This window comes from Candidatus Methylomirabilis sp. (assembly GCA_036000645.1).
GTDB lineage: Bacteria > Methylomirabilota > Methylomirabilia > Methylomirabilales > JACPAU01 > JACPAU01.
Map to the genome: position 1 here is coordinate 1 of DASYVA010000105.1, position 13,269 is coordinate 13,269.

The window sequence follows — 13,269 nt, forward strand, 5'->3', positions numbered from 1 at the left end:
CGCCGGCGCCGCCCCGGCCCCCGGCCCCTCTGGGGAACCCTCCCGTGGTTCCCCCCATCGGCCCAAGGCCGATGGGACCCCCCTCCGCTACGGGGGCCCTGGGGCGGCATCCGGCGCCACCCGGACCGTCTGCCACGACTGATCGCATTGTATTAGGTCAAATCGTCGGTCCGCATCAGCCGGATGCCGGCCCGCTTCATCTCCTCCAGCGCGCGGGCGCAGTCGCCCGGCTGGACCTCGACCCCCCGAATGGCGTCTTCGAGAATCGTCACCGCAAAGCCGTGCTTCGCCGCGTCCAGGGCCGTCGCCTTGACGCAGTAGTCGGTCGCCAATCCCCCCACGAAGACCCGCCGGATCCCCCGCTTGTGGAGCAGGTCGGCGAGCTCCGTCCCCTGGAAGCCGGAGTACGCCTCCTCCTCGGGCCCGGTGGCCTTGGAGATGACGTGGGCCACCCGCTCGGTGGCCAGCGCCGGGTGGAACGCCGCCCCCGGCGTTCCGGCCACGCAGTGGACGGGCCAGATCCCCCCCTGGGGTTTGAAGGAGCAGTGGTTCACGGGATGCCAGTCCCGGGTGGCTACGGTGAACACCTTCACCCGGCGGAGGAGCGCGTTCAGGGCCGGGACCACGCGGTCCCCCTCGGGCACCGGCAGGGCCCCGCCGGGGCAGAAGTCGTTCTGCACATCGACCAGGATGAGCGCGTCCCGCTCGGGGGTCAGGTGCTCGACCGCCATGCCCTCTCCCTCCCCGCGGCCTGCGGCCGCGCGTCCCGATCCTAGCGAACGGCCCGCGCGGGGGTCAACCCTCTTCCCCCTTCTGCCCCCGCCGCGGGGGCCGGTGCAGGCAGGCGTCTCACAGGCGCTTGTACGGCGGGACGGCCAGGGAGCGGACGTAGGCGATCACGTCCCGGATCTGCTGGTCGGTGAGCTGCGTCCCCCAGGGGGGCATCATCGGGGACTTCTGGACCGCCTGGCCCCCCTGCTGAATGATGGTAAAGAGGTAGGAGTCGGGCAGGGCGTTCATCCGGGTCCCGTCGGCGTGGTTGCCCGGCTTGACCGGCAGGGTCGCGGCCATCGGACCGTCCCCCTTCCCCCTCACCCCGTGGCAGGAGGTGCACCACTTGTTGTAGAGGACCCGGCCGGCCTTCGCGTCGTCCTGCGCCGCGGCCGCGCCTCCCGCCAGCAGGGCGAGGCCGAGCGGAATTGCCAGTCCTCTCACGAGGCCTTCTCTCATGGGCCTTCTCCGGCTCCCGAGCCTCAGACGGCGGGGCGCCGCCGCGCATTCGCTGCCTGGCGGCGGGCGCGCCGCAGGAGCAGGACCTCCAGGACGACCGCCATCCCCGCGGCGAGCGGGGGCCAGAGGAACACCCGCGCAGGGAGAGGCGGCTCCAGGACCAGGGTGTACCAGGAGGAGACCGCCTTCCGGGCGCCGGCCTCGCCCCGGCCCCCCTCCCACACGGCGAAGGCGATGGGGATGAAGGTTCCGGGGATGAACTGCAGGTCGTCGGCCCCCTCCGCGGTCACCAGAGCGCGGCGCAGCAGCACCCGCCACCGCCCGTGCTCGAACCGCGCGGCGGCGGTGAGCCCCTGGCCCGCCGCCGACTGGACGCGGGGCTTCTCCGGCCCCGCCGCCGTGAGCTCGCGGGGAGCGGCCCCGCCGGCCCTCCAGAGCCAGAGGGAGACGGGGGCTTCCCGTCCCCCCATGCTGAAGGCCGGTCGCTCCAGCCCCTCCGACAGGCGGACCGGGAACTGGACGCTCGCCGCATCGGGCGGCCTGCCTCCCTCGCCGGCGCTCCGGGAGGGGTCGTCCCACTCCAGGAGAAGCGCCAGCGCGTCCCCCCCGTAGAGGGCCCGCACCGTGACCGAGTCCGTGGCGGGGGCGAAGAGGCGCGGCTCGATGAGGAGTTGTCCGGCGAGGGGGAAGGTGGCACCTTCCGCCGCCTCCCACGCAGGGTCCTCCAGCGTCCGGGGCGCCTCCCCGGGGACCGCGCGTGCCCTGAGGACGCCGCGCACCTCGGGGGGCCGCGCCGGCGCCAGGGTCCGGAGGTAGGCGACCAGGTCCCAGGTCTGCGCCTCGTCCATGCTCTCGGCGTAGGCCGGCATGGGGGTCCCGGCGAGGCCCGTCCGGATGGTCCGCGCCAGGTCCTCCGGCCGGCTTCCCCCCCGGAAGGTCCAGGGCTTCGTCAGGTTCGCGGGGCGGATCGGAAAGCCGGCTTCGTCCTTCAGGGTCGGGGCGGAGGGTCCATCCCCCCGCCCCGCTTCCCCGTGGCACTCCGGGCACCCCAGATCCGCGTAGAGCGTGCGACCCCGTTCCCGCGCGGCGTCGGTCCCGGGCGGCGGTGCCCCGATCGGGAGGGGGGCGGGGGCTGGCTCCCGTCCGAAGCGGGGCGAGAGGATCTTGAGGTAGGCGACCAGGTCTTCCCGCTCCTGGCCACTCAGGTGGTCCCACCCCGGCATGGCGGAGCCCGGCATGCCGACCGTGATCGTCCGGAACAGGTCGGCGTCGGTGGGAAGCCCGCCGCTCGGGGTGCTCCGGATCTTGTAGGTTCCGGTGGTGAAGTCGCGCGGCCTCGGATCGAGCCGGGCCGCGGCGGGCCCGTTCCCTTTCCCCTCCGCCCCGTGGCAGCCGGCACACCAGGCCCGGGCGAGCGCCTTGCCGCGCTCCGGGTCGCCGGCCGCGTGGGCCGCCGTCCCGCCCAGGCCGACCGCCGCGAGGAGCACAAGGGCCCCGATTCGGCTCATTCCCAGCGGCGGGGGGCCACCCCCGCCCCCTCGTACAGGTACAGGATCACCTGCCAGATCTCTTCCTCCGTGAGGAACGGCTCCCAGGCCGGCATGGCCGAGTTCCAGGGGGCCGACTCCCGGGGCAGGCCCGGCCCCCCCTTGGCGATCCGCCAGAACAGGTAGGACTCCTGGAGCTGCGCGATGGTGCCGGGGTCGCGGAAGCTGGCCGGGGCCGGGTTCAGCGCCGCGGCGAAGGGGCCGCGCCCGTCCAGGGCGTCGCCGTGGCAGAACATGCAGTTGGCCGCGTAGAGGGCGGTGCCGGCGGCGAGGTGTCGTGCCCGGGCCGCCTCGTCCCGCCGAAGCGGGTTCTCCAGCCCCTGGATGGTCAGGGGTTTCCCGCGAAAGGTGACCGTCGCCGGCGGGGCCGGGTGCACCGCTCGGAGCTCGGCCGGCGGGGATTGGGCCGGGAGGGCGGCCCCGAGGGCCGCCGCCGCGGCGCCGGCGGGGAGCAGGCACCCGAGGGCGACGCGCAGCCAGCGGAGGTCCGGGCGGAGGAGCAGGGCGATGCCCGGCTGCAGGAAGCCCCGCCAGGTGGCCTCGTCGGAGGAGAAGTAGAGGAGGAGGGCGGCCACCGTAATCGCCATGTAGAGGGTGAGCAGGCTCGCCGGGATGGGGGGCTGGATCGCGAACCGGAACAGGAGGAAGGCCCCGAGGAGGAGGAGCGAGAAGGCCGGGAGGGGCGGCAGGCGGCGCACTACTGCACTTCCCCCTTCCGCTCCGCGAGGTAGGCGACCAGGTCGGTCAGTTCCTTGACGGTGAGCTGGGAGGCGAAGGTGTCGGGCATGATGGGCGGAAACCCCTCCACCGGCTTCGCGCGCGGATTGAGGATCTTCTCCGCGAGCGCGGCAGGATCCCGGCGGGCCCCGATCCGGCTCAGGTCGGGCCCCAGGGTGCCGCCGACCCCTCCCACCGCGTGGCACGCGACGCAGCCCTTCGCCATGAACGCCGTCTGGCCGGCGGCAGGATCCCCCGCGGCGACGAGGGCGGCCGGGACCACGGCAGACGGCCCGCCTGCCCCCGCCGCCGTCTGCGGCGCCTCGGGCGGCAGGTCCGCCTCCCGAACCGTCACCCCTCCCCCCAGGCTCTGCAGATACGCGATGACGGCGAGCAGCTCCGTCCGGTTCAGGTCGACCGGCGGCCGGGCGGCCGGAGGCATGATGGGGGGGAAGCCCGAGACGACGAAGGCGGTCGGGTTGATCAGCGACTCCACCAGGTAGGCCGTCCCGCTCATCCCCGGCTTGCGGGTCGCCGCCCGGGCCCCGACCCCCAGGAGATCCGGGCCGCGCCCGCCGGGCTGCCCGATGGTGTGGCACACGGAGCAGCCCCCCTTCCCGAAGAAGATCCGCTCCCCGGCCCGGGCGAGCGCCTCCGGGCCGAGCGTCCGGACCTCGACGGTCAGCTCCTCCGGCGGGCGGGACTCGATCTGGGGAATGCTGTTGGCGTAGAGGCTGTAGGCGGCGATCACCGCCGCGCCGAAGAGGGCCACCCGCAGCCCCTCCCCCCCCATCAGCGCTCCCCCGCCGGCAGATCCGCCGGCCTCCCGACCGGCGCCTGCTCCTCCCCCAGGGCCGCCAGCCAGAAGATGAACACGAGGAGGAGGAGGAAGACGGCGGTCACGACCGAGACCACGTTGGCCGCATAGCCCAGGGCCGGGGTGAACGCGTCGGGGGACGTGTCCCGCAGGACCCCGTAGACGTGCCAGTGCTGCCGGATGGCGGAGCGGGCGAAGCCCATGAGGCCCATGAGCCAGGTGAAGGTCACCGCCAGGAGGACCAGGACGTACTGGGCGCGCGGCGCGATGTGGCCCCAGGCGATGGGCCCGAGGGAGGTCGCCTTCCGGAAGAGGGCCAGGTCGATCGCCGTCACCAGAAGGATCGTGGCCAGGACCGCCAGAACCTGGTAGACGGAGAAGCCGATCCGGACGATGGCCTCCACGAAGTAGCCGTAGATGCCGTAGAAGAGGACGAGGGCGGCCGCCGCCGCCAGGCAGAGCCACTGGGCCGCCTTCCCCCAGGCCGCCCAGGCCACCACGGCCTCCCGGTTCGCCCGCCGGTACAGGAGCAGGCTCAGGAAGGTGGTGAGGATCATCAGGTTCACGGCGGTGTTCTTGGCCGACATGACGCCCAGGACCCCCAGGACGGGATGGTGCGCTCCCCCCATCCGCCGCGCCTCCTCCAGGCTCGCCACCAGGCTGTGGGGCGTGGCCCAGACCAGAAAGCCGGCGGTGAGGATCAGGAGGAGCCACTTCACGTAGGGCCGATACCGCTCCGCGCCGCGGATCCGGGCCATCCCGAGCCAGAGGTAGTAGTTGCTCCCCAGGAAGAGCACCCCGATCAGGACCGCCTGGATGATCCAGAGCCAGGAGAGGAACCCCCCCATCATGGTGATCCCCATCTGCTGGTTGAAGGCGTAGATCTCCCGCCCCAGCCAGTAGCCGGCGAAGGGGAGGACCATGAGGGCCGAGGTGGCGATGAAGTTGCCGACGTAGCCCATCCAATCGTAGTGGGCGCGCGCCGCCGCGTCGCGGGCCCCCAGGAACTTGGTCCCCGCGTAGGCCGCCACCAGCGCGCCGCCGAAGGAGACATTGGCGATGAGCCGGTGGACGTTGATCGGCATCCAGGTCGGGTTGTTCACCGCCGCCCAGAGGCTCACGAGGCGCCCCGCCTCGTCGAGCCCGGCCGGGCTCATCATGAAGGTGCCCCAGGAGTTGGCGATCGCCATGATCGCGAGCCCGAACAGGTTCAGGAGGAGGCCGAGGAGGAGGTGCCAGCCCTTCCGGGTCCGGAGGCGGTCCCACGAGTACCAGTAGAGGTAGAGGGCGAAGGTCTCGCCGAAGAACAGGAAGGCGTACCCCCACATGGTGGGATAGAAGATGCCGCTCAGGAAGCCGAAGAACTTCGGGTAGAGGCCCACGAGGAGGAAGGTGAGGAGGGCACCCAGGATGGCGGTGGTGGAGAAGGCGGCGAAGGTGAGTTTGGTGAACTCCCGGGCCATCCGGTCGTAGCGGGGATCCTTCGTCCGCCAGCCGATGGCCTCCACGATGAGGGCGAAGAGAGGGACCCCCAGGATGAAGGCGGCGAAGTTCAGGTGGAGCTGGGCGGCGGCCCAGAGGGCGAGGCGGCCGCCCAGGAGGGGAAAGGGGCGGTAGTCGGCGGCGGGCTCGGCGGCGAGGGCGGCTCCGGTCAGCGTCAGGAGAGCCAGGAGCCCGGATGCGCCGAGCATCGGGGTCGCCCGGGACGATGGCGACACGGCGCGGCTCCCGCGGCGGGGGCTACTCGCCCGGCCGCCGGGTGGGGTTGGCGAAGCGCTGGTTCAGCTCCAGGAGCGCCTCCAGGACCGGCCGGGGGAGCCGGTCCCGGTACCAGTAGTAGTCGTCGAGCTGGTTCTTGTAGACGGGGGGGCCGAAGGGAAACCGGAGGCCGCGCTCCGTGCGCAGCGCGCGGACCGTGGCCGGCACCCGGGGGTCGCCCTCCTCCCCGCGGGAGACGCCCGCGGCCTCCGCCGCCTGGCCCGCTGCCGCCCCGGCCAGGAATCCGGTGACGAAGGCGAGCTTCTCCCCCTCGGTCATCTGCTGCCAGGCGCTCCCGTCCACCTCCGTCGGGTGGCGGCGGGGCGCCTCGGCCGCGGCTGCGACGCCGGCCACCAGACCGATCAGGAGCAACCCGACTGCACCCCTTGCCGCCATCGGTCCCTCCCCCCGGCGCCTCAGCGGGGCGTCACGGTCACGCTGGGCAGCGTCGCCTCCTTGGAGACCACGAGGTAGTCCCACATCCCGGAGTAGCCGTGTCCCGTCACCCCGCAGAACAGCCAGAACTTCCCCTCCCGGTTCGCCACGAAGCGGAAGTCGTCGGTGTCGTCCAGGATCCCCTTCACCAGGTCCCGGGTGTAGGCGCGGGGAAACGCGAGCTTCCCATCCTCGGGGGGCATCGGGGTCTGGATGTCGGTAATCGCCAGGCTGTGCGGGTATGCTCCTCCGTAACTGGTGAACTTCACCTCCACCTGCCACCCGAGCGGGACCGTGATGGTGAGGGTGCCGTTGGCGTGCCCGTTGAAGTTGAAGGTCCCGTTCGTCCCGTCCATGGCGCCGATGATGTGCAGGCGCACCAGGCGCGCCTCGGCGTCCACCTGCATCCAGTCCGGGAGGGCCGCGGCCCGGGCCGGGGGAGGGGCCGGGAGGAGCAGGAGGAGCATGAGCAGGGCGGCGCGGCGTCCGCCTGCGAGATGCGGCATGGCGGCAGCTCCCCCCACGAAGATGGCACCAGGCACTGCGCGCCCACGGGGCATTCTACCGTGCTTCCGGACGGCTTGTCACGGGCCGCCGCGAGCTCGGGCGAGAACAAGCGAAAGGGGAGGCGGGGGCGTCGCCCCGCCTCCCCTGCATCTCCGGCCCCGAGGGCCGGCGTTACCGCTTCTTGGGCAGCCCGAAGACGAAGACCGAGTTGCCGTACGGGAAACCCAACTGGAAATTGCCGCCGGAGGCGACCGCGATGAACTGCTCGCCCCCCAGCTCATACGTCATGGGTGGGGCGTTCACGCCCGCCCCGGTCTGGAACTGCCAGAGGACCTTCCCGCTCTTGGCGTCGAGCGCGTTGAAGTTGCCGTTCCCCTCCCCGAAGAAGACCAGGCCGCCCGCGGTGGCCAGCGCGCCTCCGATGAGGGGCTGCTCGGTCTTGTTTTGCCACATGATCTTGCCGGTGTTCACGTCAATGGCGGTGAAGGTGCCCGACTGAGCCTCCCCCGGGATGCTCACGAAGGCGCTCCCGAGCCAGAGCTTCCCCTTCTCCCAGGGGACCGAGTGGACCTTGTACCACATCGGCTGGTGCAGGCCGAGGACGTAGACCGCCTGCGTCTGGGGGCTGTAGGCCATGGGGGACCACTCGGCGCCGCCGTTCGCCCCGGGGAGCATCCGGGCCCCCTCCGCCGTCGGCTGGGCGAACATGTTTTCCTGGGGGACGAAGGCCTGGGAGAGGTGGATCCGCTTCCCGGTGGCCCGGTCCAGGATGTAGACCCAGCCGGTCTTGCCGGCCTCGCCCACCGCCTTCACCTTCTTGCCCCCGACCGTCACGTCGAAGAGGACCGGGGGGCTGACCGCGTCCAGGTCCCAGACATCGTGGGGGACCTGCTGGTAGTGCCAGCGGAGCTTGCCGGTCTCCACCTCCACGGCGACGATGGACTCGGTGTAGAGGTTATCCCCGGGGCGGATGCTGCCGTCCAGGTCGGGGGAGGGGTTGCCGATGGCCATGTAGAGGAGGCCCAGGTCCGGGTCCAGGGCGGGGGTCATCCACATGGACCCGCCCCCCCGCTTCCAGGCGTCCGCGTGCTGGGCCATGGCCGCCTTCTCGGCGGCGATGTTCCGGTTGAGCTTCGTCCCTTCGGGGGTCGTCTCGGCCCAGATGCCTTCCCATCCCGTCTCGGGAATGGTGTGCCACCGCCAGAGCTGCTTGCCCGAGTTGGCGTCGTAGGCGGTCACGAAGCCCCGGATCCCGTACTCCGCCCCGGAGATGCCGATGATGACCTTCCCCTTGTAGACGAGGGGGGCCATCGTCTCGCTGTGGCCGAACTCGGGGTCGGCGATCTCGATATCCCACACGACCTTGCCGGTGTTCTGGTCCAAGGCCACCAGGCGGGCGTCCAGGGTCCCCATGTAGACCTTGCCGTAGGCCACCGCCACGCCCCGGTTGTTGGGCCCGCAGCAGAAGATCTGGGTCCCCAGCTTGTGCTGATAGCGCCAGAGCTGCCGGCCCGTGCTCGCGTCCACCGCGATGGCGGTGTTGTAGGGAGTCGTGAGGTACATCACCCCGTTCACCACGATGGGGACCGTCTGGAAGGAGCCGATGACGCCGGTTTGGAAGACCCAGCGGGGGACCATGCCCCCCACGTTCCGGGTATTGATCTGGCTGAGGGGGGAGTAGCGCTGGTTGGTGTAGTCGCGGCCGTAGATGAGCCAGTTCTTCGTGTCCTTGGCCGCGTTGAGCAGCATGGCATCGGTGACGACGGTGTGCTTCACCTCGGCGGCCAGCGCCGGGGGCGGAGCGGCCGACGGCCCGAGCAAGACCGCCAGCCCCACGAGCAGACCGCATACGGCGACTGCCCGGATGACGCAGTGGTCCCTCATCGCGGTACCCTCCCGACCCTCCCGGGTCCCGGCGTGGCGGCGGCCGTGGCCACGCCACCGGAACGACGAACTCCCCCACGTCCCACGGCGGCGCGGGCAGGGGAGGCTGCTGCACACGACTGGTCGAGCATGGGGATTGACGCTGGTGCTGATACCGGGCCGTCGGATCGACCCACGGGGGCGCCGGGCTGGAAGCGCACACGATCCCCCGGTAGTGGCGGAACGCTAGCGCCGGGGGTGTTTACTGTCAAGAAGATTCTTGGCGATGCGCTGCGGCGCGCTCTCGATCGGCTTCGGGGCGCGCCCCGCACCCCCGCCCCTATGGCGGGGGGCCGAAGGGAAACGCGACGGTCGCCTCCCCGCCCGGCGGGACCAGCACCTCCTGGGCAAGGAGAATGGGCGGAGGCGCCTCCTGCACGCCCCCGGGCGGGCCGTCCCGCCGTGCTCGCCAGCCCTCGTGCCAGGCCTTCACCGTGTAGCGGCCGGGCGGGACACCGGGAATCCGGAAGGTGCCGGAGGCATCGGTCACGGCGAAGCCCGGATGGTCGAAGACCAGGAGATGTCCCTCCATGTGGGCATGGACGTCGCACCGGAGGCGCTGGACGCCGGAGCGCCGGAGGCGGCGCTCCGTCACCTGTCCCCGAACGGTGAGGACGACGTTGAGGACGGGGTGGTCGCCTTGGAAGGCCCGCAGGTTGTGCAGCAGGGGGTCCGAGTTACGGACCGCCAGGGTCGTCCCCACCTGGGCCGCCGTCACGCGCGGGACGAACCGGCAGCCCCGGTTGTCCACGGTGAGCGGGACCGTCGGCGCCGGCGGGGGGTCCCCCGGCCAGGTCTCGAGGAAGACGACCGTGTTGGCCAGGCCGCCCTCCGGGCCCACAACGAGGCGCTCGGCCGGCAAGCGGGCCCCGCAGACCGGAACGTCTTTGGTGACGACCAGCAGCTCTTCGGGCGGCGCCGGGCCCGCGAAGGTGACGCGCCCCGCGATGCTCCCGAGAGCGCCGGGGGCCGCCGTCGCGAGGGCGGGCAGGAGGAGCGCGCCGAGCGCCAGGGGCAGGGGGACCCTCATGGCCGGGCGGGGATCAGGGCCACCCCCCAGGCCCCGTCCCCCGCGGGGAGGGTGGCGATGACCTTGTCCTCGGCGGTGTCGATGACCGAGACGTTCTTGGAGACCCCGTTCGCCACGTAGACCCGCTTCCCGTCCGGGCTCATCGTGATCCCCCAGGGCCGGCGGCCGACCGGGATGTGCCGGAGCACCTTGAGCGCCTCCGCGTCCAGGACGACCACCGAGTTGCCCCGCCCGGTCGTGACGTAGACCTTCTTCCCGTCCGGCGTCACCACCACACCCATGGGCTTCTCGTCCTTCTGCTTCACGTCCGCCGTGCCCAGGACCTTGTGGGCCTTCACGTCGATGACGGAGACGGTCCCCCCGATCTCGGCGGTGACATAGGCCCGGCTCCCGTCCGGGCTGAAGGTGGCGGAGCGGGGCCGATCGCCCACCAGGATGTTGGCCACGACCTGGAAGGTCCGGCTGTCGATGACCGTCACCGTGTGCGTCGTCTCGGCGGTCACGTAGACGAGCCTGCCGTCCGGGCTCACCGCGACCCCTTCCGGCTCCAGGCCCACCTTGACGGTCGCGATCACCTTCTGCGTGGTCAGGTCGATGACCGAGGCCGTCCCGGCGTCCTCGTTGGAGACGTAGAGGCGCGTGCCGTCCGGGCTCAGGTCGAAGGCCTCCGGGTCGGTGCCCGCCGGAAACTTCGCGATCAGCCGGTCGGTCGCGGTCTCCACGACGGCGATGGCGTCCTCCTCGCCTAACGCCACGTAGGCGCGCCGGCCGTCGGGGCTCACCTTGATTCCCCGCGGGCGCGCGCCGACCGCGACCGTGGCGAGCACCGTCTGGCGCTCGGGGTCGAGGACGGTGATGGAGTCGTCATTCTCGTTGGTGACGTACAGGCGGGCTGCAGACCCCGCGGCGCCTCCCCGGAGGGGCAGGAGGAGGACCAGGAGCAGAAGCCCGATGGCGGCGCGTGGCTGGGGTCCCATTTCCCCTCCTCCTGACTTCTCCCCGCCACCCCCCGGGGAAGCGGGGCTGCGTGCAGGGCTCAGGCGCCCGGGACCGGCCCGAACCGGCAGGCCGTCTCCCCCGGGCCGAGGCCGAGGGTGTCCAGGACCGCTTCTTCCGTCGCCCCGGGCGTCCCGCGGAGGGGCACCTCCTGGGCGAAGCCAAAGGCGCCCCAGGCGTCCTTGGGCGCACTCTGGCGCCGGAGGATGAGCAGCGGCTGGCGGAGCTGGTGGTCCCACGGCCGGAAGCTCAGGCCCATCCCCTTGTGCCCGTCGAAGGTGACATCCCCCTCGAGGAACGGGATCAGGGCCGCGGGGCTGGTGCTCCCGCGCTTCAGCACGGCCTCCCAGAGGACCTTGACCGCGCACCAGTGTGCCCACATGCGAGATTCCCCCGGCCGGCCCAGGCCCTTCCGGAACCGGGAGTTGAGCTCCCGCCCGCTGTATGGGCGGAAGTCGTGGGCCCAGAGGGACGGCCAGAGGTCCGGCAGCCCCGCCGTGTCCGCGGCCCATGCCTCGGCCGGCTCGACCAGGACGGCTGCGAGCGGGAGCGTCGCCCCGTCCTGCCGCGCCCCCCGAACCGCCGCGTAGAGATCCGGGCCTGTCAGGTTCAGGATGAGGGCCTGCGCGCCGGCCGAGAGGCCGCGGGTCAGGGCCTGCCGGACGTCCGCGGTCCCCGCAGGGACCGTGGCAGCCTCCACGATGGTCCCCCCGGCCCGGCCGAGCGCCCGGCGGACGGCCCCCTCGAGGCTCGCGCCCGCCGCGCTCTCGGCGGTGAGGAGGGCGATCCGGCTGGCCTTCGCCTGGCGAACCAGGTAGACCGCGAGCGCGTCGGCATAGGCGGCGAGGCTGGCCTCGACGTGGAAGACCGTGCGGTGGCAGCCCGCCCCCCGGAGCGACTCCGCGGGCGAGCCGGCATTCACATAGAGCACGCGGCTCCCCGCGAGGGCCTGGGCGATGTGGCGGCCGGTCGCCTCGTCCAGCCCGCCGACGACCGCCACCGCCTTCCCGCTGGCCGCGAGCTCCGTGGCCCGATCGGCCGCCTCGGCAGGCGTGGCGGCCTCCGCCTCGAGGAGCTCGAAGCGCTTGCCGAACATCTCGGCGGTGGCCCGAGCCTCCTCGGCGCCGACGCGGACGCCCGCGGTCGCGTAGGCCGCGGCCCCCGCAAGGCTTCCCCCCCGGGTCGCCACGTAGCCGACCCGGATCACCTCCGTGGCTGCCGCCCGCCGCCCGAGGACGGCCCCGGCGGGGGCGAGGGCCGCCGCCAGGACGAAGCGGCGCCGACTCCAACCTCCCGTTCGCCGCACTTTCCCTCCCTGCATCGGCGATCCTCCGCAGCCTCTCCCCTCAGAACAGCCGGGCGGCCGGCGAGGCGTCCAGGCCCGGCCACCGCCGGAGGAGCCAGGCGTCGAGCCCGGCCACCCGCCCCGCGCGGGCACCCAGGAAGGCCACCATGCCCGCCCCCAGCACCAGGTGGAATCCCTGCTGGCAGAACCCCATCCACTGCGTGGCGAGGAAGTAGTTGGCCGTGAGGAGGAGACCGACCGCCGCCGAGGTGCTCGTCAGGAAGCCGAGGGTCAGGCCGAGACCGACCGCCACCTCGCCGAAGGTCTGCAGGTGGGCGAACAACCCCACGTTGGGGAGGACGATCGCTTCGAGGAAGTCCCGGTACCAGCCGAAGGGGTTGCCGGCCGCAAACTCCGCCAGCCGCTTCGGCATGAAGCCCAGGTAGCGGCCGGTCACGGTCGGGAGGGGGAAGAAGCCGCCCGCGAGGACGAAGGCCAGCTTGGTGACCGAGGCCTTCAGGAACCAGAGCCCGGTGACCACGCGGGAAAGGGCGAGCCAGGCGGCGGGCGCGCGCATCGTCGTCTCCTTTCGGGCAGGGGGAGGGTTTCCTTTCTAGCACCAGGGTGGGACCCCCCGCAAGCCGAAAGGGCCGACCCCCCCTTGCCCCGCCTGCTGCCGCGCGGAGCCGCTGCCATTTTTTCCCTCTTGACACGGGGAGCGCCCCCATCCTAGCCTATGGTTCACCCGGTGCACGGGCCCGGCAAGTACCGGTCCCGTTCGCACCTCTGCAGCAGTCATCCACGTTTTGCTGTGCGGTCCTGATCCCCTCGGGTCGAAAAGGAGGTGAGGCGGATGGTCTGGGAGACTCCCGAATTCGTCGAGATCAGGATGGATGCGGAGATCGGCTCGTACCAGGACGAGTTCGACGGCATCTAGCCCCCCTCCGTCCGGAACCTCAACGTCAGGACAGCCCTTCCCTCGACCCACGTGCCGAGGCGAAGGGTTGTTTTGTCTCGAGGCTGG

Annotated in this window: 13 protein-coding genes; all 13 read right to left on the reverse strand. The window is 72.2% G+C overall.

What is annotated here, in order from left to right; all coding sequences use genetic code 11:
- Positions 1 to 152: 152 nt before the first annotated feature.
- The 13 genes from VGT06_06300 to VGT06_06360 all read right to left on the reverse strand — a co-directional run bounded on the left by VGT06_06300 (position 153) and on the right by VGT06_06360 (position 12,822).
- On the reverse strand, positions 153 to 731 hold the full coding sequence (locus VGT06_06300; protein ID HEV8662730.1) for a nicotinamidase: 579 nt from the start codon (positions 729 to 731) through the stop codon (positions 153 to 155).
- Positions 732 to 849: 118 nt separating this feature from the next.
- Entirely contained in the window at positions 850 to 1,215 is a 366-nt protein-coding gene (locus tag VGT06_06305; protein ID HEV8662731.1) for a cytochrome c, read from the reverse strand.
- A 38-nt stretch (positions 1,216 to 1,253) separates the two neighbouring features.
- On the reverse strand, positions 1,254 to 2,738 hold the full coding sequence (locus VGT06_06310) for a c-type cytochrome (protein HEV8662732.1): 1,485 nt from the start codon (positions 2,736 to 2,738) through the stop codon (positions 1,254 to 1,256).
- Positions 2,735 to 3,475, reverse strand: coding sequence for a cytochrome c (locus tag VGT06_06315; protein HEV8662733.1), 741 nt, complete (start codon positions 3,473 to 3,475; stop codon positions 2,735 to 2,737). Before VGT06_06315 ends, VGT06_06310 begins: the two co-directional genes overlap by 4 nt.
- Positions 3,475 to 4,287 carry a c-type cytochrome gene (locus VGT06_06320; protein HEV8662734.1) on the reverse strand — a complete coding sequence of 271 codons (813 nt, stop codon included), beginning with the start codon at positions 4,285 to 4,287 and terminating at the stop codon, positions 3,475 to 3,477. Before VGT06_06320 ends, VGT06_06315 begins: the two co-directional genes overlap by 1 nt.
- Positions 4,287 to 6,029 (reverse strand): cytochrome ubiquinol oxidase subunit I, encoded by a 1,743-nt coding sequence (locus VGT06_06325; GenBank protein HEV8662735.1) that lies wholly within the window; start codon positions 6,027 to 6,029, stop codon positions 4,287 to 4,289. Before VGT06_06325 ends, VGT06_06320 begins: the two co-directional genes overlap by 1 nt.
- Positions 6,030 to 6,051: 22 nt before the next feature.
- Positions 6,052 to 6,465 carry a hypothetical protein gene (locus VGT06_06330; protein ID HEV8662736.1) on the reverse strand — a complete coding sequence of 138 codons (414 nt, stop codon included), beginning with the start codon at positions 6,463 to 6,465 and terminating at the stop codon, positions 6,052 to 6,054.
- Between the two features lie 20 nt (positions 6,466 to 6,485).
- Positions 6,486 to 7,010 (reverse strand): sulfocyanin-like copper-binding protein, encoded by a 525-nt coding sequence (locus VGT06_06335; protein HEV8662737.1) that lies wholly within the window; start codon positions 7,008 to 7,010, stop codon positions 6,486 to 6,488.
- Between the two features lie 172 nt (positions 7,011 to 7,182).
- The gene (locus tag VGT06_06340) at positions 7,183 to 8,895 is read right to left on the reverse strand and encodes a PQQ-dependent dehydrogenase, methanol/ethanol family (GenBank protein ID HEV8662738.1); all 1,713 of its coding nucleotides are present in this window, start codon (positions 8,893 to 8,895) and stop codon (positions 7,183 to 7,185) included.
- A gap of 319 nt (positions 8,896 to 9,214) precedes the next feature.
- Positions 9,215 to 9,964, reverse strand: coding sequence for a carboxypeptidase regulatory-like domain-containing protein (locus tag VGT06_06345; protein ID HEV8662739.1), 750 nt, complete (start codon positions 9,962 to 9,964; stop codon positions 9,215 to 9,217).
- Entirely contained in the window at positions 9,961 to 10,941 is a 981-nt protein-coding gene (locus tag VGT06_06350; GenBank protein HEV8662740.1) for a PQQ-dependent catabolism-associated beta-propeller protein, read from the reverse strand. Before VGT06_06350 ends, VGT06_06345 begins: the two co-directional genes overlap by 4 nt.
- Positions 10,942 to 11,000: 59 nt before the next feature.
- The gene (locus VGT06_06355) at positions 11,001 to 12,266 is read right to left on the reverse strand and encodes an ABC transporter substrate-binding protein (GenBank protein HEV8662741.1); all 1,266 of its coding nucleotides are present in this window, start codon (positions 12,264 to 12,266) and stop codon (positions 11,001 to 11,003) included.
- Positions 12,267 to 12,306: 40 nt separating this feature from the next.
- On the reverse strand, positions 12,307 to 12,822 hold the full coding sequence (locus VGT06_06360; GenBank protein ID HEV8662742.1) for a TQO small subunit DoxD: 516 nt from the start codon (positions 12,820 to 12,822) through the stop codon (positions 12,307 to 12,309).
- Positions 12,823 to 13,269: the final 447 nt, after the last annotated feature.